16 protein-coding genes and 1 pseudogene are annotated in these 22,832 nt (G+C 46.0%); 9 read left to right on the top strand and 8 right to left on the bottom strand.

The window, feature by feature from the left end; genetic code table 11:
* Positions 1 to 2: 2 nt before the first annotated feature.
* The 7 genes and pseudogenes from NT175_11680 to NT175_11650 all read left to right on the top strand — a co-directional run bounded on the left by NT175_11680 (position 3) and on the right by NT175_11650 (position 8,158).
* Complete coding sequence (locus tag NT175_11680) at positions 3 to 794, top strand: enoyl-CoA hydratase-related protein (protein ID MCX6235355.1); 792 nt, start codon at positions 3 to 5, stop codon at positions 792 to 794.
* 36 nt (positions 795 to 830) lie between these two features.
* A pseudogene (locus NT175_11675) lies at positions 831 to 2,288 on the top strand (oxaloacetate decarboxylase).
* Positions 2,289 to 2,804: 516 nt separating this feature from the next.
* Positions 2,805 to 3,005 (top strand): acetyl-CoA carboxylase biotin carboxyl carrier protein subunit, encoded by a 201-nt coding sequence (locus tag NT175_11670; GenBank protein MCX6235354.1) that lies wholly within the window; start codon positions 2,805 to 2,807, stop codon positions 3,003 to 3,005.
* Between the two features lie 35 nt (positions 3,006 to 3,040).
* Complete coding sequence (locus NT175_11665) at positions 3,041 to 4,186, top strand: acyl-CoA dehydrogenase family protein (GenBank protein MCX6235353.1); 1,146 nt, start codon at positions 3,041 to 3,043, stop codon at positions 4,184 to 4,186.
* Between the two features lie 5 nt (positions 4,187 to 4,191).
* Positions 4,192 to 5,097 (top strand): hydroxymethylglutaryl-CoA lyase, encoded by a 906-nt coding sequence (locus tag NT175_11660; GenBank protein ID MCX6235352.1) that lies wholly within the window; start codon positions 4,192 to 4,194, stop codon positions 5,095 to 5,097.
* A gap of 40 nt (positions 5,098 to 5,137) precedes the next feature.
* Entirely contained in the window at positions 5,138 to 7,087 is a 1,950-nt protein-coding gene (locus NT175_11655) for an acetoacetate--CoA ligase (GenBank protein MCX6235351.1), read from the top strand.
* Between the two features lie 63 nt (positions 7,088 to 7,150).
* Complete coding sequence (locus NT175_11650; protein MCX6235350.1) at positions 7,151 to 8,158, top strand: pyruvate carboxyltransferase; 1,008 nt, start codon at positions 7,151 to 7,153, stop codon at positions 8,156 to 8,158.
* An 11-nt stretch (positions 8,159 to 8,169) separates the two neighbouring features.
* On the opposite strand, the gene NT175_11645 is transcribed toward NT175_11650, so the two are convergent.
* The 3 genes from NT175_11645 to NT175_11635 all read right to left on the bottom strand — a co-directional run bounded on the left by NT175_11645 (position 8,170) and on the right by NT175_11635 (position 14,862).
* A complete protein-coding gene (locus NT175_11645; GenBank protein MCX6235349.1) occupies positions 8,170 to 10,170 on the bottom strand; it encodes a pyridoxal-dependent decarboxylase in 2,001 nt (666 codons plus the stop codon).
* 206 nt (positions 10,171 to 10,376) lie between these two features.
* Positions 10,377 to 11,453, bottom strand: a complete 1,077-nt coding sequence (buk, locus tag NT175_11640; GenBank protein MCX6235348.1) for a butyrate kinase — start codon at positions 11,451 to 11,453, stop codon at positions 10,377 to 10,379.
* A gap of 34 nt (positions 11,454 to 11,487) precedes the next feature.
* Positions 11,488 to 14,862 carry a methylmalonyl-CoA mutase family protein gene (locus NT175_11635; GenBank protein ID MCX6235347.1) on the bottom strand — a complete coding sequence of 1,125 codons (3,375 nt, stop codon included), beginning with the start codon at positions 14,860 to 14,862 and terminating at the stop codon, positions 11,488 to 11,490.
* 94 nt (positions 14,863 to 14,956) lie between these two features.
* On the opposite strand from NT175_11635, the gene NT175_11630 reads away from it, so the two are divergent.
* Entirely contained in the window at positions 14,957 to 17,062 is a 2,106-nt protein-coding gene (locus tag NT175_11630; protein MCX6235346.1) for a heterodisulfide reductase-related iron-sulfur binding cluster, read from the top strand.
* Between the two features lie 69 nt (positions 17,063 to 17,131).
* The gene (locus NT175_11625) at positions 17,132 to 18,526 is read left to right on the top strand and encodes a DUF362 domain-containing protein (protein ID MCX6235345.1); all 1,395 of its coding nucleotides are present in this window, start codon (positions 17,132 to 17,134) and stop codon (positions 18,524 to 18,526) included.
* A 19-nt stretch (positions 18,527 to 18,545) separates the two neighbouring features.
* Here the strand turns inward: NT175_11625 and NT175_11620 are convergent, their stop codons facing one another.
* The 5 genes from NT175_11620 to NT175_11600 form a co-directional block, all read right to left on the bottom strand.
* Entirely contained in the window at positions 18,546 to 19,517 is a 972-nt protein-coding gene (locus NT175_11620; protein MCX6235344.1) for an electron transfer flavoprotein subunit alpha/FixB family protein, read from the bottom strand.
* Positions 19,518 to 19,569: 52 nt separating this feature from the next.
* Positions 19,570 to 19,923 carry a four helix bundle protein gene (locus NT175_11615; protein ID MCX6235343.1) on the bottom strand — a complete coding sequence of 118 codons (354 nt, stop codon included), beginning with the start codon at positions 19,921 to 19,923 and terminating at the stop codon, positions 19,570 to 19,572.
* A 96-nt stretch (positions 19,924 to 20,019) separates the two neighbouring features.
* The gene (locus NT175_11610; GenBank protein MCX6235342.1) at positions 20,020 to 20,769 is read right to left on the bottom strand and encodes an electron transfer flavoprotein subunit beta/FixA family protein; all 750 of its coding nucleotides are present in this window, start codon (positions 20,767 to 20,769) and stop codon (positions 20,020 to 20,022) included.
* Positions 20,770 to 20,802: 33 nt separating this feature from the next.
* Positions 20,803 to 21,945: an acyl-CoA dehydrogenase family protein gene (locus NT175_11605; protein MCX6235341.1), complete on the bottom strand. Its 1,143-nt coding sequence runs from the start codon at positions 21,943 to 21,945 to the stop codon at positions 20,803 to 20,805.
* Between the two features lie 99 nt (positions 21,946 to 22,044).
* Positions 22,045 to 22,830 carry an alpha/beta hydrolase gene (locus tag NT175_11600; protein MCX6235340.1) on the bottom strand — a complete coding sequence of 262 codons (786 nt, stop codon included), beginning with the start codon at positions 22,828 to 22,830 and terminating at the stop codon, positions 22,045 to 22,047.
* Between the last annotated feature and the right edge of the window lie 2 nt (positions 22,831 to 22,832).

Below are 22,832 nucleotides of genomic sequence, written 5' to 3'. Positions count from 1 at the left end.
ACATGAAAACCTTTCAAACTATCGAATTCGAATTAACAGATGAGATCGGCACTATCTGGCTGAACCGGCCTGAAAAGCATAATGCCATGGATGCCGAGATGATCGGCGAGATCATCGAGTGTTTTGAGCTGGTTGGTGAGATGACTGATGTCCGCATTGTGCTGCTGCGCGGACGCGGAAAATCGTTCTGTGCCGGCGCTGATCTGAATTATATGAAAGGCATTGCAGCATTCGGATATGAGGAGAACTACCAGGATAGTCTGCGGCTGGCAAAATGCTTTAACACCATATACAGATGCAAGAAGCCAACCATTGCCGTTGTTCAGGGTGCTGCCATTGGCGGTGCTAACGGGCTGCTGGCGGCCTGTGACTTTGTTTTCTGTGCTGACGATACCAAGTTCGCCTTTGCCGAGGTGAAGCTCGGCATCGTGCCGGCGACCATATCACCGTATGTCATTAAACGCATCGGGGAATACAGCGCCCGTGACCTGATGATCACAGGAAGACGGTTCCTGGGCAAGGAAGCCGAGTACCACCGGCTGGTGAATAAATCCATGCCGGCAGAAGAGTTGGAGAACCAGGTGAATGAAACCATAAAGGTCCTTATAACCAGCGGACCTGAAGCAATGGCAGCATGCAAGAAGCTGATCTATGATATCTCCAATGAATTGTGCATGGATACCATTATGGAATATACTGCAAAGGTGATTGCCGAACTGCGTGCATCAAAGGAAGGACAGGAGGGCATGGCTTCATTTCTCGAGAAAAGACAACCCAACTGGGTACATAACTAACCCCACAATTCATTGTGGGGGCATAAGCCAACAATCATGAAAAAACGTCAGATAAAATTCAGCCTCATCTATCGCGACATGTGGCAATCATCGGGCAAGTATGTGCCTCGTGTCGACCAGCTCAAACAGATAGCTCCTGTTATCATCGATATGGGGTGCTTCTCACGTATAGAGTCAAATGGCGGAGCCTTTGAGCAGGTATGCCTTCTGTTCGGCGAGAACCCAAATCAGACCGTGCCGGAGTGGACGAAGCCCTTTAATGAAGCAGGTATTCAGACCCACATGCTGGAGCGGGCGCTTAACGGTATACGCATGTTTCCTGTGCCGGCCGATGTCAGACGGTTGATGTACAAGGTAAAAAAAGCCCAGGGCGTAGATATTGCGCGATCTTTTTGCGGACTGAATGACCACCGCAACCTTGAGCTGTCAATTAAGGCTGCAAAAGAGGCAGGGATGATATCCCAGGCTGCGCTCAGCATCACCCATTCTCCGGTGCATACGGTCAGCTATTACATGGGTGTAGTAGATAAAGCGATTGAATACGGAACTGATGAAATATGCCTGAAAGATATGGCCGGGGTAGGAAGACCCTTCACCCTCGGTAAGCTGGTAAAGGCCATCAAAGATAAATATCCTCATATCCCTGTTCAGTATCATGGCCATTCCGGTCCTGGTTTTTCAGTGGCATCAATGCTTGAGGTGGCTATGGCCGGCGCCGACTACCTTGATGTAGCCATGGAACCCCTGTCATGGGGTATGGTTCATCCCGATGTCATCACCATTCAGGCCATGCTCAAAGATGCCGGTTTCGATGTTCCTGACATCAACATGAAGGCTTACATGGAGGCCCGTGCGCTGAACCAGAGTTTCATTGATGATTTCCTCGGTTATTTTATCGATCCTAAAAACAGGTTTGTGTCGTCGCTGATGATCCAGTCAGGTTTGCCCGGAGGCATGATGGGCAGCCTGATGGCCGACCTCAAGGGTGTCCATTCTGCTATCAATATGGCTCTGAAAGAACATGGTAAAAAGGAAATGAATGAGGATGAGCTGCTTGTTGCTCTTTTCGAAGAGACCGCCTTTGTATGGCCTAAGCTGGGTTATCCGCCACTTGTCACTCCTTTCAGTCAGTATGTCAAGAATGTGGCTCTGTTGAACCTGGTACAGATGGCCAAAGGCGAGGAGAGGTATTCGATGATGGATGAAAATACCTGGAGCATGATCGCCGGAAAAGCAGGCCTACTTCCGGGGCCGCTGGCGCCGGAGATCCTTGCCCTGGCAAAAAAACAGGGACGGGAGTTTTATACCGGCATACCGCAGGATCTGTTTCCCGATGTTCTTGATAAATACCGCGCGGAAATGAAAACACTCGGATGGGATACAGGTAAAAACGACGAGGAACTGTTTGAGTTTGCCATGCACGAAACACAATACAGGGATTTTAAATCAGGCTTGGCAAAGCAGAGATTCCATGAAGAGGTCGAAAAAATGAAATTGCAGAGTGAACCAACAAAAACCATAGTCGCCGTGAAAGATAAACAAGCTCCAAACAGAAGTGCTTACAGCAAGGAAGAGGTCACCGCACCTGTTGCCATTGCCGGTTTCGTAATCTATACCTTGAATACCCGCCTTATCGGTGATGACCATAAAACAAATGGCAGACATGATGTATGGTCTGCTATAGGCTTCTGGAGAAGCCACATGACCATGCATGTCAACTACGGGGGAAAGAATGTGGCTGTTACGATCACCAGGGCAAAAGATAAGGATTATGAATTGCTTATCGATGGCGGTGTTTTCAATGTAAAGCTGCTTTATATCGATAATGGAGAACTGGACTTCTCCATTAATGACAGGACCTGTTATGCAATGATATCCCGGTCGGAAGGTGACCTGTCGAAGGTGACCATGAATGGCAAGGATTTTATCATGATGCGTAATGACCTGCTCATGGACGAATCTATTCTTCGTGCTGCAGCAGGCGGTGGCGCAAGCAGTGATAACAGGATCATGGCTCCTATCCCTGGCAGGATATTCAAGTTGAATGTGAAAGAAGGCGACACCATCAGTAAGGGCGATGTGGTGCTGGTCATCGATGCCATGAAGATGGAGAATAACATCTCTTCGAAAAGGGATGGAACGATTAAAAAGATACTTGTGAAGCTGAATGATATGGTTGATGCCGGAACTAAACTGATTGAAATTGAATAGGTATTCAAGAAAATAACCCAAATTCCTTTACAACTATGGATTTCGAATTATCCGACGTACAAAAGATGATCCGTGACACGGTGCGTGATTTTGCTGAGCGCGAGGTACAGCCTGTCGCTAAGGACCTTGATGAGAAAGCTGAGTTTTCACCCGAATTGACCAAAAAGATCGGTGAGCTGGGTCTCTTTGGCATGTATCTGCCCGAGAAATATGGCGGCCAGGGGATGGATTATCTATCTTACGTCATTGCCGTGGAAGAGCTCGCAAGGGTCGACAGTTCGCAGGCTGCGACGCTGGCAGCCCATAACTCCCTTGGTATAGGACCTCTTTACAATTACGGGAGTGAGGAACAAAAAATGAAATACCTGCCCAGGCTGTGCACAGGTGAGGCGCTCTGGGGCTTTGGCCTTACCGAACCCAATGCAGGCTCTGACTCCAGGGGCACTAAAACCATCGCCAGATTGGAAAATGGCGAATGGATCATCAACGGTTCAAAGATATTTATCACCAATGCATCCGCAGATATTACCATTGGAAGTACCGTTCAGGCTGTCACAGGTGACAAAGATGGTAAGAAAGAATTCACATGTATAATCGTTGAGCAGGGCACACCGGGATTCAAGGCAGTCACCATGCATGGGAAGATGTTATGGAGAGCTTCAAATACGGCTGAGCTTTACTTCGATGAGTGCCGTGTACAGGAGGAAAATATTCTTGGGCAGAGAGGGCAGGGGTCAAAGATCATGCTCAGCACACTCGACAGTGGCCGTCTATCCATTGCCGCCATGGGATTGGGGCTGGCACAGGGCGCCTTCGAAATGGCCATGCAGTATGCCAAAGATAGAAAACAGTTCGGCCAGCCCATCATCAATTTTCAGGTCAATGCGTTTAAGCTTGCTGACATGGCCACCAAAATCGAACTGGCCAGGAACCTGCTTTACAAAGCCTGCTGGCTCAAAGACAATGGCAAACCCTTTGCCAAAGAGGCAGCTATGTCGAAACTGTATTGCTCGGAAGTCGCCAATGAGGTTGCCTTTGAAGCTGTCCAGCTTCATGGTGGTTATGGGCTGATGAAAGACTATGACATCGAACGCTTTTACCGCGACCAGCGGTTGCTGCAAATAGGCGAAGGCACATCTGAGATCCAGCGGCTGGTCATTTCACGCTATATCGGTTGCTGATATCTATGGAAAAGATCAGGATCACAGAAAGCCCACGTGATGCGATTCAGGGTCTGAAAAATTTTATTTCGACTCAGGCTAAGATTGACTATTTGAATGCACTATTGCATGTAGGCTTTGATGTGATAGATGCCGGCAGCTTTGTCTCTCCTTCTGCCATTCCTCAGCTCAGGGACATGGAAAAGGTGCTTCAAAAGCTGGATTTATCTCACACAAATACGAAGCTGATGGTGCTCATCGGCAATGTGAAAGGTGCGGAGAAAGCCAGTGAGTTTGAACAGATCACCTATCTGTCATTTCCCTTTTCTGTCTCGGAAACCTTCCTGAAGCTAAATATAAACTCCGGCTTTGACAAGGCCAGGCTGCTGATCGATGAATTCCTTGATATGTCGGTCGTATCCGGAAAAACACTGGTGGTCTATCTGACGATGGCTTTCGGCAATCCATACGGCGATAAGTGGAGTCCCGATATAGTGTGGAAATGGACGAATAAATTGATCAGCACAGGTGTTGAACATATTTCCCTATCCGACATCACCGGAGTAGCGACAACGGAGAACATTGCAAAGATTTTTACGGTTCTCAAAAATGAATTTCCTGAGACCGATTTTGGCCTGCATCTGCATACTACTCACACAAACTGGTTTGAAAAAGTCGATGCAGCTTTTATCAGCGGATGCCGTAACTTCGATTCGGTCATCAGCGGCTTCGGCGGTTGCCCGATGACAGGTTATGAGATGCTCGGGAATCTGGATACAGCATTATTGATTGACTATTGTGAAAAAAATAATATCTCTTTAGATATTGATAGAAAAGAATTTGTTCGGGCTGTCGAAAAAGCGGCTGCTTTTTATGCACTTGGGACATCACCCTCAATCCACTCTCATTCAGTCGAGCGAATACCGAAGTAGTGACACCAGGGGTGAGGTTATAACTTAACTCATACCATCTATGGAAGAAAAAATCTTATGGATCCCCGACAAGAAACGGATTCAGAATTCCCAGATGAATCAGTTCATCACCTATGTCAACAGTCAGTTCAATTACCATTTCGCCGATTATCCTGCTTTATACAGGTGGAGCATTGAGAATCCGGCGCAGTTCTGGGGTGAATTCTGGTATTACAGTGGGATAAAATATGATAAGGTTTTTGACCGTGTGGTGGATGATCCTAAGCGCATGCCTGGTGCCAAGTGGTTCCAGGGAGCACGGCTGAATTATGCTGAAAACCTGCTGCAGTTCCGTGACGACCGCGTAGCCATAATCTTCAGGGGAGAAAATGGCATTGAACGGCGTATCACATTTAAGGAACTTTATGATGAATCACATCGTGTTGTTGAAGGATTAAAGCGTCTGGGCATAAAAAAAGGTGATCGTGTAGCTGCTTTTATGCCTAATATTCCTGAAACAGTCATTGCCATGCTGGCTACTGCATCCATTGGCGCCATCTGGTCATCGTCATCACCCGATTTCGGCATCAAGGGAGTTCTCGATCGTTTCACACAGATTGAGCCCAAAGTCATTTTTGCCGCTGATGGTTATTCATATTCGGGCAAGTGGTTTGACTCACAGGAAAAGCTGAAAGGCATCCTCGATAAGCTGCCAACTGTAAAGTATGTGGTCATGGTCAATTTCACCGGAAACCTTGATCTGAAGAAGTTGCCTTCCTATGCCATGACGTGGAAAGAGATTGCCAGACCCGTTGCCGGTGTGATGGATTTTGTCCAGTTGCCATTTGATCACCCATTATATATCATGTATTCATCGGGTACTACAGGTCTGCCTAAAAGCATTGTCCACTCAGCCGGAGGAACACTGGTCCAGCATCTGAAAGAACTCATGCTTCACTGTGACCTCCGAAAAGATGACATAATTTTTTATTTCACCACCTGTGGATGGATGATGTGGAACTGGTTTGTGAGCAGCCTGGCCATTGGCGCCACTATTGTCTGTTATGATGGTAATCCGTTCCATCCTTCGTCCGACACTCTTGTCAAAATGACTGATGAGCTGAAGATCACCCTTTTCGGCACCAGCGCCAAATACCTGGCATCACTGGAGGCGGTAGGCGTAAAACCCAACGAAATATCTGCATTCCCTCACCTCAGGACTATTACCTCTACTGGCTCGCCGCTATCTGAAGAAAGCTTTGAATATATTTACAGGGACTGGAAGAAAGATGTCCAGCTGTCATCCATCTCAGGCGGTACGGATATCATTTCATGCTTTGTGCTCGGCAATCCAATGTTACCCGTATATCGCAGTGAAATACAGTGCAGTGGTCTGGGTATGGACGTGGATTGTTTTGACCTGAACGGTAAGTCGGTGCGCAATCAGAAAGGTGAGCTGGTATGCAAAACAGCATTCCCTTCCATGCCTGTTTATTTCTGGAATGATCCCGAAGGCGAAAAATATAAAAATGCCTATTTCACAGTTTATAAGAATATATGGTGGCATGGAGACTATATGAGCATGAGCGACCACGGAGGTGTGGTGATGTATGGACGATCAGATGCCACGCTCAATCCCGGCGGAGTGCGGATAGGGACATCCGAAATATATGCTGTGGTCGAAAACATCGAAGAAATTGAGGACTCCGTTGTTGTCGGGCAACAGTACCAAGGTGATGAGCGCGTCATCCTGTTTGTAAAGCTCAGACAAAATCATGAGCTGACCGATGACCTGATAAAAAAGATCAAGAGCCTGATACGCAGCTGCTGCAGCCCCCGCCATGTGCCGGCGGTCATCATGGAAACACCCGGTGTACCCTATACTATCAATGGCAAGAAGGTGGAGATTGCTGTCAAGAAATTATTGCACGGCGAGGATGTGCCGAACAGGGATGCATTAGCAAATCCGGCAGTGCTGGATTACTTCAAAAGTTTAAAAATTACGGGATGACCTCACCCCCGGGGGTGAGGTTTTAAAAATATCAAACATTCACCATGAAAACAAAACAATATGATGAACTATCCAAAAAAAGTGACCATAGGCGATATCACCGTACGCGACGGTTTTCAGCACGAAGAGAAATTCATACCCACCGAAGCCAAGTTGTGGGTGTTGGAACAACTCATCCTTGCCGGTTTTAAATACATTGAGGTGACCAACCTTGGCAATCCGAAGGGCATGCCGCAATTCCGCGATGCAGACACGTTGCTGAAGGGCATCCGTACCAACAAGAAAGTCCAGGATAAGCTGCCGGGAGTGGTTCTCACTGCCATAACGATCCGTGAAAAAGCCATTGAGCGTGCCATACAGCTCAAACAGGAAGGAATTGGCCCCGACCGCATTTTGCTCATGGTGTCGACCAGCGAATCGCACCATATACGGAATTCCGGGCTTAAACTGGCCGATTACTGGAAGATGTCGGAAGAGTGGATCAAAAAAGCAAAAGATGCCGGCATAAAAGTGAATGGCACGGTCAGCACCATCTGGGGTTGCCCTATTGAAGGACCGACGGAGATGTCAAAAGCCATTAAATTTACAAAACGCTGGTTTGACATCGGTGCCGATGATGTGGAACATGCCGATCATGACGGTTCTGCATCGCCCGACAGGGTATATAAATATTACTCCATGCTGCTCGACGCCATTCCCACGCCTGAAAAACACATCGTCCACTTCCATGTGACACGGGGCTGGGGCCAGGCTAATGTGCTGGCAGCGTTGCAGGCCGGCATGACCAACTTTGAAAGTACCATGGGCGGCATTGGAGGGCAACCAGCCAACTTTATCGACGGCTACCCTGTGGCAGGCACTGGTGCATATTATTATGATGATCCCAATATTGTCGGCCTGATATCAACAGAGGATACGGTGGTGATGATGGATGAAATGGGTATCGATACACAGGTTGATGTGGATAAAGTCCTGGAAATCGGACGCATGATGGAACGCATCATCGGAAGGAGGCTGCGGTCGGAAGCTATCAAAAACGGAAGGATTCCGAAGACATTAACAGGAAGATAGATAATATAGAGTTAAAATTTGCATTCCTTCCTGGCATTCTCAAGACAGGTCATTAAAAAATCCATGGCCGACTCATCAATAAATGGGGACATGACGAATGATTTCAAAGCCAATACTGGTTCCCCGTATGAAGTTAGACGCGACCGATCAGTGTATGACAGGGCAACGCCATTTCCCTCCTCCATCTGCCGGTAAAGAACTTTAAAAATCCTACGGTTGTAATCATCATTTTTTTTCAACTGCTCCACTTTGCCGGGATCCGTGGTCTCTTCGAGAAAGGCAGTCACTGCATCGACACCATCAGGATAAAGCCGGAAAAGGGTGACCGGTCCATAGTTGTAATTATTCACCAAGCAAGCATAGGATGTTTTTTCAATGCTGGCGCGCAATGTTTCAGCCATGGTCACGATGTGACCGATAATAGTCCGGTATCCTTCCTTACCTAGTAGTTTAAGGTTTGCCAAGGCAGACAGTACAGAACCTGCTGAACGGGATGCCTCTAAAGTGAATACACCGGGGTGATAGTTGCCAAATTGAAACAGATATGGCATAATCGAGTTATCCCTTGTGATCAGGTCAAGATCCTTACTGTTCTTGCACATGAACATGCTTGACACATAGGGTCCGTATCCGGATTTATGAAAATCCAGTCCGATGGAATCGGCAAGGTGAAGAGCACGTAAATTGATATGGGTATCCCATAAGGACCGGAGTGTTCTCATTGGAAATCCCATGGGATTGTCTTCGAAGTCATAATCATTAAATACTGCCCATGCCCAGCCGATCACTGCATCTGCATGAACATGAGGCCGGTATGGAAGTTTATATTCGTCCACCAGTTTATCGCGCAAGTGGACGACGTATTCAAGGTTATCTATCCCGAAAGCATCTGTGGTCCCCATTGTGGCGATAATGCATGCAATTTTCTCTCCCTTCTCCAGCATTTTACGCAAAGTCATTTCCAATGAAACGAGATCCATAGAGTTGTCACTATCGGTCGGAACTGTGACAAGGTTCTCCAAGCCGAGTCCAAGCCATCCGAGTACGCTGAGCTTAGCATAATGAGCTGCTTCAGAAGCTACGATATGCAATTTTTCATGCATGCCTATCCTGAAAACACCAGGAGAAGCTTTTTCAATGCCCAATTTCACACCGTATAAAATGGTTCCTGTACCCCCGAAGGTAAAAACACCTACAGATGTCTTCTGATCATAACCAACCAGGGCTTCACATATGCTGGCCACCTCAACTTCAGCCTGGCTCAGCTTGTAACTATATTCATCCCATATGACATTCGGATTGTAGATTGAGCAAAATAGCTGACCTATGATAGAAGCTATAGTAGGTGGGGGAATGACATTTTCCTGTGTGTGAGGATGACCCCAGATGAAATTGCCCTGCATGTAATCTGCGATATCGGTGATTGTTTCTTCAAGTGAGGACATTTTTTCAGACAGCTTTCTTGACCTTACCGAATCATATTCCAGTTTGGTTCGTGTCCCAAGAAAAGGCTGCCTGCCTTTCAGATTATCAATAGCATTTAATCCTTTGGCAACAGATTGCACAAAGTATGCATCGTGAATCGGATCGGATATTGGGGCAGGGAAAAATGTACGTACCTTCTTAAGCAAATCCTCGTACGAAACCCCCTCTGTCACAATTGAGGCAGATTTCACTGTACCAATATCTCCCAACAGCAACGATTCCTTCAAGCCAATCATATCAAGGATATTCTGTACAGCCGGTGAAGGATTTATAAGCCGGATCAGTGGTACCATTTTCGTATCATCGTTCTTTTTAATGTCTTTTGCTTCCTTAAAGAGAAAGATGAGTGATCGTACTCCGGCACTGGACATATAGTCCACACCGGAGAAATTAAGGAATGTAGTCACCTGTTGATCCTTGATAATGGTCATAATTTTTTTCTCGAAATCCGGAGCACTGGCAGCATCTAAACGACCAGAGCAATGTAAAATGATCCGGTTTACCCGTTTGTCGATTTGAATTTCCATTTTAATACCTGGTTTATAAATATTGTGAATAAATTGAATTGCATTGATGCTCTCAAAGGATATTTATAAATAAAATAAAAGAAGATATGCATTGTCGACTTAAACTACTTTAACATTTAAAGATACTGGAAGCTCAGTAAAATGTCTCGTTTAAGTTTATATTATAACTATAACGGATGCCATCTTTCGTAAAGATGGCATCCGTTTCAAGCGTATTCTAATATTTCCGCCTCGCCATTCAGGATACTCAATCCTGTCATCATCAATGCTTCGAAGTTATTGACGCTGGGATATAACAGGACATCTGCAATTTTACTGACACGTTGTGTGACATTCTGTATGAAGCGTTGGCTGTTGAAAATATAACCGGAGAGAAGGATGGCGTTGACATCGCCTTTGAGAACGGTGGCCATGGCGCCGATTTCTTTCGACACCTGGTAGGCCAGTGCAAAAGAGTAAAATATCGCCGTTTCATCGCCCGACAGCATACGCTTGTCGATTTCGTTGATGCTGCTTGTACCGAGGTAAGCAGCATAGCCGCCATCTTCGGTGATCATCCTGATAATCTGTTCTTCAGTATATTTCCCGCCATAACAAAGCCTCACCAAGTCGCCGACAGGAAGACTGCCGGTACGTGTGATGGCAAAGGGACCATCACCATCAAATGTATTATTCACATCGATCACTCTGCCTTTTCGGTGGGCGCCAACGGAAATTCCTTCCGATCCGATATGAGCTACGATAAGATTCAGATCCTCATAATTTTTATGCACTGACCGGGCGTATTTTCTGGCGACAAACTTATGGTTCAGGGCATGAAAGATGGATTTTCTTTTAAACAACGGGTGTCCTGACACTCTGGCGACCTCATCAAATTCATCGACGACCACCGGATCGACGATATAGGCTTTTTTTCCCAGAGTTCCGGCAATGTCATAAGCTATCAGCCCGCCAAGATTCACGGCATGCTTACCCATGACGCCGTTTGTAAGGTCTTCAATCATACGCTCATTCACCTCATAGACTCCCGACTTCAAAGGTTTCACAAGGCCGCTCATAGCCATGATCACCTCCACAAGATCCAGGTCAATATCGTTCTCCCGAAGTTCTTTCCAGATTATGTCGCGTCGCCATTCCTTCTGATCTGCGATTTCCTTAAAGCGATCCAGGTCCTCATGGTTGTGCTTGATGGTTTTAAGAAAGACCAGCTCTGAGTTCAGGTAAACAGCCACCTTGGTTTCGTGGGTTTCAGGGTAGATGATGAGTATCTTTTTAGAGATCATGAAAATGAAAAATTTGAAGATTTATTATTATGAATCACATATTCCTCCGGTACTGGCCTCCCACCTCAAAAAGTGCATCCGTTATCTGTCCTATGGAACAATACTTTGATGTTTCCATGAGTCTGTCAAAGATATTCTGATTGTGCAGTGATGCATTTTTCAGATCGGCGATGGCTTGTTTTGCTTCGCTTTCGTATGTTTTATGAAGATCTTTGAGCATCGACAGCTGATATTTTTTCTCTCTCACCGTAGCCCTGATCACTTCGCCAGGTATGGTCGTGGGCGAACCTTTCGACGACAGGAAGGTGTTCACTCCCATGATGGGCAGTTTACCGGTGTGTTTCATGTGCTCGTAATAGAGCGACTCTTCCTGAATTTTATTACGCTGGTACATTGTTTCCATAGCACCAAGTACGCCGCCTCTTTCGGTAATACGGTCAAATTCAAGCAGGACAGCTTGTTCCACAAGATCCGTCAACTCTTCGATGATGAATGATCCCTGCAATGGATTTTGGTTCTTGGCGAGACCTAATTCATGATTGATGATGAGCTGAATAGCCATGGCACGGCGCACCGATTCCTCGGTGGGTGTTGTGATGGCTTCGTCATAGGCATTGGTGTGAAGAGAGTTACAGTTATCATACACGGCATATAATGCCTGGAGAGTAGTACGGATGTCATTGAAATCGATCTCCTGTGCATGCAATGACCGTCCCGAAGTTTGTATATGGTACTTCAGCATCTGCGATCGTGCATTGGCGTTGTACTTAATCTTCATGGCCTTTGACCATATAAGCCGTGCCACACGGCCTAATACGGAATATTCCGGGTCAATACCATTGGAGAAGAAGAATGACAGGTTTGGCGCAAACTTGTTGATATCCATACCACGCGATGCATAATACTCGACGTAGGTAAAGCCGTTGGAGAGCGTCAGCGCCAGTTGTGTGATGGGATTGGCGCCGGCCTCAGCAATGTGATACCCGGAAATGGAGACTGAATAAAAGTTACGGACATTATTTCTGATGAAATATTCCTGAATATCGCCCATAAGCTTCAGCGAAAAGTCGGTGGAGTATATACACGTATTCTGTGCCTGGTCTTCCTTGAGAATATCGGCCTGGACAGTGCCACGCACGGTGCACAGTGTGTCGGTCTTAATCCGTTCATACACCTCTTTTGGAAGAACCTGATCGCCGGTGATGCCGAGCAATAAAAGACCCATCCCGTTATGTCCCCGGGGCAGTGTGCCCTGATATTGCGGTCTCTTTGTTCCTTTGTTCTTGTAAAGTAATGCTATCTTTTTCTCAACCTCGTCAGTAAGTCCATTTTCCCTGATATAGAGTTCGCATTGCTGGTCGATAGAGGAATTCATGAAGTAGCCCACCATGGTTGGGGCAGGCCCGTTGATGGTCATCGATACAGACGTCTTTGGGTCGCACAGGTTAAAACCGGAGTAAAGCTTTTTAGCATCGTCGAGGCAGGAGATGGACACTCCCGAATTACCGACCTTGCCGAAGATATCGGGTCGCTGGTGGGGGTCATGGCCGTACAAGGTGACAGAATCGAATGCTGTCGATAGTCTGACTGCCGGCATACCGTACGAGAGGTAATGGAAGCGTATATTTGTCCTTTCCGGTCCGCCTTCACCGGCAAACATCCGTGTCGGGTCCTCTTCCTCACGCTTGAAGGGAAAAACACCGGCAGCATAAGGAAATTCACCAGGTACATTTTCACGGAGATTCCATTTTAACACGTCACCCCAGGCTTCGTAATGAGGAAGAGTTACTTTAGGTATCTTCAGGTGCGACAGAGACTCAGAGAAGGTTTTGACTTTCATCTCTTTGTCACGGACCTTATAAACGTACTCACCTTTCGCGTACGACTCTTTTTTCTTTGCCCAGCTCTTCAGTATTTGCCGGCTATGAGCATCGAGTTTCATCTCCAGTTTTTTGTAGACATGTTCCAGCCTGTCGATGAGCAGTTCGTCACCCAAATCTTCCTTTATTGTCTGGATCGATTTCTGCAGGCCATACAGGCGTTGTGCGACCTCAGCCTGGCTCTCGGTCCACTTGTTATAATTTCTGACTGTGTCGGCGATTTCCGAAAGATATCTTGTCCGGTGGGGCGGAATGATGTGTATTTTCTCCGACAGTTCAACCATTTTCCTGAATGATGTACCGAATTTCATGCCTGTCTTTTCCTCGATGATGTGGATAAGGGCATGGTAGAAATTATTGACACCCGTGTCATTGAACTGTGAGGCGATAGTACCATATACCGGGATGTTGTCGGGATCTTCATCCCATAATTTATGGTTACGGGCATATTGTTTCTTTACATCGCGCAAAGCATCAAGTGAGCCACGTTTATCAAACTTGTTAAGTGCAATGATATCGGCAAAGTCCAGCATGTCGATTTTCTCGAGCTGAATGGCCGCGCCATATTCAGGTGTCATCACATACATGGATACATCGCTGTGATCAATTATTTCGGTGTCGGACTGACCTATGCCGGATGTTTCCAGAATTATGAGGTCGAAGCCGGCAGCCTGTGCGATGCTGACGGCATCCTTCACATATTTCGACATGGCCAGGTTCGACTGGCGTGTGGCCAGAGAGCGCATGTATACACGGGGATTGCTGATGGCGTTCATGCGTATGCGGTCGCCAAGTAACGCCCCTCCAGTCTTGCGTTTGGAAGGATCTACTGAAATGATGGCCAGGTATTTATCAGGGAAATCAATCAGGAAACGGCGGACAATTTCATCGATCAATGATGATTTGCCCGAGCCTCCTGTACCGGTGATACCCAGTACCGGCACCTTCCGGTCTTTGCTCATCCTTTGCAGATCGGCCAGGAACTTTTTCACCGTCTCAGGGAAATTCTCCACAGCCGAAATAACTGTCGCAATAGTTCTATAGTCTTTGTATGTAATATCCCCGACTTTCACTTTTATGTTTTTACCTGTGGGAAAGTCGGATTTCTCCATCACATCATTGATCATGCCCTGCAAACCCATCTTGCGGCCATCATCGGGGGAATATATGCCGGCAATACCATATTCATGCAGTTCCTTTGCTTCATCAGGCAGTATTGTTCCGCCGCCGCCACCAACTATTTTGATATGTCCGGCACTTTTTTCCTTTAACAGGTCATACATGTATTTGAAGAATTCCATGTGCCCGCCCTGATAACATGTAACAGCGATGGACTGGACATCTTCCTGGATGGCACATTCAACAATTTCGGCTACGGATCGGTCATGTCCGAGATGGATGACTTCGGCGCCTGTCGCCTGAAGTAGGCGCCGCATGATATTGATGGCTGCATCGTGGCCGTCAAATAAGGATGTCGCTGTTACAATCCGGATGTGATTGTGTGGTTTATAGGGCTCTGAATTTACCATGTAATGGGGTATTCTTTGTTGCAAAGATAAGGATTCTGTTGATATTTGAGATTTATTTGGTATAATTGTATCCTTAATGCATTAAATTCCAGATATGATAAAACAAATCATTTTCGCTATAACCGTCTTCATCACACTTGCGGTTTTTGCCTATACCATCCGTCGCATCATCGCCTTTTTCAGATTGACACAACCCTTTCCTGCCGGACGCATCACTGACAGGATAAACGTTATGCTGAAGGTCGCCCTGGGTCAGAGTAAAATTTTTCGCCGCCCGGTTATCGGGTCATTGCATGCCCTTGTCTTCTGGGGTTTTTGTGTCATTTTGTTCGGTAGCATCGAGATGATCATCGACGGGCTGGCGGGGACAACACGCATCCTTTCATTTCTGGGACCTGTTTATGATGTGCTTATCGCCTCAGGCGATATTTTTGCCTTACTGGTGCTGATATCCATCATCGCCTTTATGGTGCGCAGGCTGTTCTTGCACATCAAACGGTTCACAGGCACCGAGATGAAGCATAAATCGCATATTGACGCCAACATTGCATTGATCCTTATTCTATTATTGATGGTCTCTCTGCTGGGATTAAATATCTTTTACATGATCGATACCAGGATACAGGGAGCCGGGGTACAGGGAGCATATCCTGTAAGCCAGTTTTTATCGCAGTTTTTTTATGACATACCGGAGAAGACTGTTGTCACATGGCATGAGGTCTTCTGGTGGACACATATCCTGATGATCTTCCTCTTCGCCAACATACTCCCCTATTCCAAGCATTTCCATGTATTCATGTCGGTGCCGAATGTATTTCTAAGCCGGCTTGAACCGCTGGGATACTTATATGAAATGAAGAATGTGACAAAGGAAGTTAAGCTGATGATGAATCCCGATACGGCATTTTCGGCTGTGCCTGAAGGAGTGCAAACGGCCGTTGCCCGTTTCGGTGTAAAAGATGCTGAAGATGTGACCTGGAAGAATTATCTGGATGCATTGACATGTACTGAATGTGGCAGGTGCACTTCTGTGTGTCCGGCAAATATCACAGGGAAAAAACTCTCTCCCAGGAAAATCTTTATGGACCTTCGGGCGAGGATGAAGGAAAAAGGACCAGAGCTTATCAAAAACGGCAAAGGGTATTCTGATAGCAAGTCGCTGATCCGCGATTATATTTCGGTTGAGGAATTGTGGGCCTGCACTACCTGCAATGCCTGTGCCCAGGAATGCCCCGTCAATATCAATCATCCATCACTGATTGTCGATATGAGGCGTTATCTCGTAATGGAAGAAGCTGCCGGCCCTGGCGAGCTGAATGCCGTTTTCACCAACATAGAGAATAACGGCGCACCATGGCAATTCTCTCCTGAGGACCGCATCCTGTGGACGAATGACCTGACTAACTCAAAAGGTGAAAAGATCACCGTGCCGATCATATCAGAACTTGCTCTCCAGGGTAAAACTCCTGAATATCTTTTCTGGGTCGGAAGCACAGGAGCCTTTGACGACAGGTATAAAAAAGTTACCAGGGAATTTATCCGGATCCTGGATTACTTAAATGTCGACTATGCCATTCTTGGGAAAGAGGAATCCGACTCTGGCGACACAGCCCGGCGTGGCGGCAATGAAATGCTTTTTCTGATGCAGGCTTTCACAAATATCGAAGTGCTGAATGGATATGGCGTGAAAAAGATCATCACCTGCGACCCTCATGATTATAACACCCTGAAAAATGAATACCCTGACTTTGGCGGACATTATGAGGTTTTCCATCATACACAGTTTCTGCGTGACCAGATTAAACAAGGGAACCTGAAGATCAGCCCAGACATCTTCAAATCGAGCATCATCACCTATCACGACCCCTGTTATCTGGGTCGAGCTAATGGTGAATATACAGCACCACGTGAGGTATTGCGTGCCCTCCCTGCCCGAAAAACAGAAATGCAACGCTGTAAAAGCTTTGCTTTATGTTGCGGCGCCGGCGGCGGACAAATGTTCAAGGAAGCTGAAAAAGGTGATAAAGAGGTGTTTATTGAAAGAATTGAAGATGCCATCGCCACAGGAGCCGACATCATCGCCACAGCCTGCCCATTCTGTATGACCATGATGACCGACGGGATCAAATATAAAAATAAGGAAGAGACAATAAAAAATCTGGATATTGCTGAGCTTGTTTCACAGGCCATGTCTTTATAATCGCATTTAACTGGCCCAGGTTTTCAAACCTGGGTAATATGAATTCTCCTATCGTCAATATAACTCTGCATGGGAATCAATAAAAAATACTCAAGAAGAGAATTTCTCAGCACCATTGGATTGACGATGTCGGGATTGTTCATCGGAACTTCTGGATTAGCCAGGGGTCTGATGGATCTCCATACAGGAAATGTCGGCACCACCAAATCAAAGGTGGCTGTTACTCTGGCTGACAGTTATGAACGTGAACTTATAAAACAAAAGATTCAACACCTCTTTGATGCTTTGGGAGGTATTGGCGATGTGGTGCACAGCGGCGATAAAGTGGGCATTAAAATTAACCTGACCGGCGGTTCTTCATGGGCTAACGATCTGCAGCTTCAGGGTGTCGATATACGTGAGTGTGCCTGGACACACCCTGAAGTACTCCGTGCAGTAGGCGAACTTATCATCGATAATGGTGTGAATCCAAACGACATCTATATTGTCGAAGCCATCTGGGATATGTCGTCCTATTCCCAATTTGGCTATCAGAGTATACAGCAATATCTTGGTGCGCAGTTCATCAATCTGAATGATGATGCACCCTATTCGTCTTTCATCAACGTGCCAACCGGTAGCAATTATTTCTTTTATAGTTCATTCATCATGAACCGGATACTGGAAGAAGTAGATGTCTTCATTTCTATTCCTAAGATGAAACAGCATTATTGTGCCGGGGTCACACATTCCATGAAAAATCTGATTGGTTCGGTGCCACTTCAGTATTATATGATGCCGACTCAGCAGGGTACGCGCTCCAAACTGCATATCGAGGGAGGAAATGTAGGATATCACCTGCCACGATCAGTGTGCGATCTGAACATGGCCAGGCCGGTGCATCTGGCTGTAATTGATGGAGTTAAAAATGCCAGAGCAGGTGAGGGGCCCTGGAATCCTACCTTTACCCCTTATGAACAGAATATGTTATTGGCAGGCAAGGATCCTGTTGCCACCGACAGCATTGCCTCATATGTGATGGGTAATGATCCCGAAAAGGCTCAACTGGAATGCCCTGATGGTTCTATATGTGATAACCACTTGTACCTCGCTCACCAGAAAGGAATGGGCACCAATATTCTCAGTGAGATAGAACTGGTCGGAGATGGCGCCGGGTCAGTTTTTGGTGTGGATGATGATTTACAGGCAGCGATAAATAACCGGATCAGGTTCTACCCCAATAATCCCAATCCTTTTACATCTTTCACTACGTTTCATTTTTCTATCCCAAGGGCAGGAAGTGTCGACTTACGTGTGTTTAATTCCTTAGGTCAGGAAGTTAAAACCTTGGTTCATGGAACCATGCCATCGGGAGAGCATAAAGTGGAATGGAGAGTAAACGGATTGCCATCAGGGATTTATCATGTCAGGCTTAGTGTTGATGGCATTCATCTCACACAGCCGGTGCTGCATCGGAGTAAATGAATCATTCAGGCAGAGGGCATTACTCGGCCTTAACTTCTTTCACAGCTTTTATCAGCTCCGGCAGCACTTTATGGACATCACCGATGATGCCATAGTCGGCAGCTTCGAAAATGGGGGCTTCAGGATCTTTGTTGATAGCCACGATAACCTTCGATGAGCTGACACCTGCCAGGTGTTGAATGGCCCCTGAGATGCCAAAAGCCATATAAAGGTCAGGTGCAATGATCTTGCCGGTCTGGCCTGTATGTTCTTCATGAGGCCGCCATCCCTCATCCGATACCGGTCGGGAGCAGGCTGTCGCAGCGCCCAATAACCCGGCCAATTCCTCCAGTGGTGCCCAGAATTCCGGCCCTTTCATACCTCTTCCACCCGACACGACGATCTCGGCATCGGTAAGGATAATCTTGCCGGTAACTTTTTTTACCTCAACGACCTTCGTTTTGAAATCCTCGTCTCGTAATGTAATGTCAAAGTTTTCTATTGTTGCATTGTCGGCGGTTTCATTTATATGAAAGGAGTTTTGAGAAAGGGTGAGTATTTTAACCGGTGATTTGATCACCACATGAGTAAAGGCTTTACCAGTGAAGACTTTCTTTGGCACGGTAAACGGTTCAATGCTGATGGGCACACCTATTACACCTGATCCGATACCGGCTTTAAGTTTAACAGAGAGTCGCGGGGCAAGAGCCTTTCCTGTGGAGTTATTGGAAAGAATGACCACCTGTGCATTTTCGTTCCGTGCGGCCTGCGTGATAGCTGATGCAAATGCCTGGTTGACAAGTTCATTCATCCGGCTGTCGTGTACAGCCAGAATTTTATTAGCACCATAACTGCCCAATTGCTTCAACTCCTCCTCAGCTACCTGGCCAATGGATAATGCGGTAACAGATGTATGAAGCATATTTGCAATTTCGCGTGCATAAGAAACCAATTCAAAGCTCAATTTTTTGAATTTTCCGTCCCAATTCTCAGTATAGACAAGGACTGCCATAATTGCCAATTTGTTAATTAGTCAATTTGTTAATGTGCCAATGATTAAATTGTTAAACATTGTTTTTTGAAGATGAAATTATTTTTGTTAATATTTTAGTAATGCTATGAATTTGTTCAATTAGATGATCACTGAATTGGTAATTTCTTGAACTTTTACATAAGAGCAACCAATATTCTGTTTCATCAGCTTCTTTTGCAGCTATTTTCAGCTTATGAATAAAATCTGATTTACTTTCTGCGTTTTGAGCTTCTCTGACACCTGCACCTATTGAAGTTCCGGCTCGAAGTAGTTGATTTGAAATTACAAATTTTCTATCTGCTTCCAGTTTTTCAACAAATTCAATTATATCTAATGCAAATTTAAATGTCAGTTCTACTATAACATTGCCTTTCCTTGTATCCATAATTCTCCCCCCTCATCCCAAATATTTATTTCGATAACATTTCAAATCTCAGCAATAATATTAGCACATTATCAAATTGACTAATTAGCACATCATTTATATCACCTTCGCTTCACTATGCAATAAGCTTACCAGCTCCTTCACATTCTCCGGATCCACCAACTTGCATTTTGCCTTTGGAGCAGGAAGCTGATAACCGACATAATCTGTCAATGATTCGGCAGGGACAGGTTCAAAAACCCGCAGAGGCTTCTGCCGTGCCATCATAATCCCACGCATCGAAGGTATCCTTGGTTCATAGGCTATACCTTTCTGAACAATACCCACAAATGGTAACTGAACAGCAAGTGTTTCCTTGCCGCCATCTATTTCCCTGTTGACGATTACCTGTCCACCCTGAAAGTTCAGGGCTGAAACGGATGATACTGAAGCCATATCCAGAAATTCGGCCACCATGCCGCCTACCATTGAACCATTGTAGTCGCTCGATTCGATACCTGACAGAATAATATCGTATGGTTCTTTTTTAACCACTTCACTAACCTGCAGAGCCACATCATAGGCATCTTTGGGACCGGCATTGATGCGGATGGCATCATCGGCACCAATAGCCAGCGCTTTACGCAGCGTAGGCTCTGTATCGGGTCTGCCGACAGTAATAACCGTGATCTTCTCAATGGCGCTGCCCGGCTCTTCTTTAAGCTGAAGGGCTCTTGTCAATGCCAGCTCATCCCACGGATTGATAATCCACTGGACACCACTGGTGTCAAAGGCCTTATTATCAGAAGTAAATCTGATTTTGGTGGTCGTATCGGGAACATTGCTAAGACATATAAGAATTTTCATTATAACTAGAATTTATATTTGCTCAATTGAACCCTAATCCTTCATCATATGCCTTATTATCACGATCTTCTGTATTTCCGATGTTCCTTCATAGATCTGTGTCAGTTTGGCATCACGCATCATTCTTTCGACATGGTATTCCCTTACATATCCGTATCCCCCATGAATCTGGACAGCTTCGGTTGTCACTTCCATTGACATATCAGCAGCATATTGTTTAGCCATTGCACTTGCCAGGCCAAAGGGTTTGCCCTGGTCTTTAAGCCAGGCTGCTTTCAGACAGAGATTCCGTGCAGCTTCAATTTTCACAGCCATATCTGAAAGCTTAAAAGCAATGGCCTGATGGTTAATCAGCTCGGTACCGAAGGCCTTTCTTTGCTGGGCATACTGAAATGAACGTTCAAAGGCACCTGCCGCTATGCCAACAGCCTGGGCCGCAATGCCTATCCTGCCGCTTTCCAGAAGTTTCATGGCAAACTTGAATCCGGATCCATCCTCGCCTATTCTGTTTTCTTTTGGCACTCTGACATCGGTGAACATAACAGAGTGCGTATCGGAGCTGCGCATACCCATTTTGTCTTCATGCGGTCCTAGGGTGATGCCGGGTGTATCACGGTCAACAATGAATGCGTTGATCCCTTTGTACTTCAATTCCGGATGGCTTTGAGCGATGAGAAGATATACTGATGCCGTGTTGGCGCTGGATATCCAGTTCTTCGTTCCGTTGATGATGTAGTGATCCCCTTTATCTTCGGCCAGGGTGCGTTGCATGGTGGCATCAGAACCAGCTTCCGGTTCTGACAGAAGAAAAGCACCTAACTTTTTACCTGTCGCCAGATCACGGAGGTACTTATCTTTTTGTCCTTCTGTGCCGAATTTTTCAATACCATAGCAAGCAATCGAATTGTGGACTGAAAGAATGACGCCCACGGAAGCATCCACTTTCGAGAGCTCCTCTAGTGCAAGAAGGTACGAAATGGAGTCAAGGCCTCCTCCCTCAAATTTCGGGTCAACCATCATACCCATAAATCCCAGTTCAGCCAGATTTTTAAGGTGCCGGGCAGGAAATTCTGCTTTTTCATCCCTTTCGATAACATCCTTTAACAGTTCCCGCTGGGCATAATCTCTTGCCGCCTGCTGGATCATCAATTGTTCCTCGCTAAATTCAAAATCCATTTTGTGAAATTTTATGACCTCACCCTCGTACTGGGGTGAGGTGAACAAAAATACGAAAAATGCCTGAATGGCAAAATTATATTGGCAAAGAGTGCTATTTTACGTTATATTGTTTATAAAATCTGTCATTCGTTCCATCACAAATTCCTCTGCCTGCTGGTGTGGGACATGACTGCAACCGGGGATAATTTCGGATTCAAGGCGGCCTTTCACTGCTTTTTGAATAGCATGTAGCTGTGCAACAGAACCATATTCATCATCAGCACCCTGAATGAATAGAAGCGGGGAAGTAGTACCCGGTAGGTAATCTTCTATATTCCAGTTCCTGTTATCGGGATGCGTCCAGATATTTGCCCAGCCCCAAAACATGGAGTCAGTTTGATCACCATGGTATTTGTACAGACGTTCTTTGAGGTCACCATATTGATAGGCCAGGATAGCGGCCTGTAAACCCTTGGCCGAAACTTCTTCGACAAGTACATGCGGGGCCTCAACGATAAGTGCTTTGACACGCTGTGGAAAACGTGCAGCAAAGATCAAAGCTATGGAGCCGCCGTCGCTGTGGCCGATAAGTATCACTGGTTTTTTAATAGATAATTTTTCAAGAATTTCAGGAAGGACAACCAAAGCCTCTGTGTGAAGGAAATCCGGTTTCCTGGCCTCTTTAAGGGGATCGGACTCACCATATCCGTATCGGTCATAGACTAATGCAGGCAAATGAACCTCTTCACTTAATTTTTCGGGGAAATCTTTCCATTTCCCGATGCAGCCTAATCCTTCATGAAGAAAAATAAGCCATGGTTTACCTGGATTGTTAAATCGCTCATTTACAAATACATAAGACAAGCTGTGCCCGCTGACGCATACCGTTGACTTTTGGTTCATTC

This window comes from Bacteroidota bacterium (assembly GCA_026391695.1).
In the GTDB taxonomy this organism is placed as follows: Bacteria; Bacteroidota; Bacteroidia; order Bacteroidales; family JAGONC01; genus JAPLDP01.
This window is presented reverse-complemented; position numbering and strand designations above follow the sequence as displayed.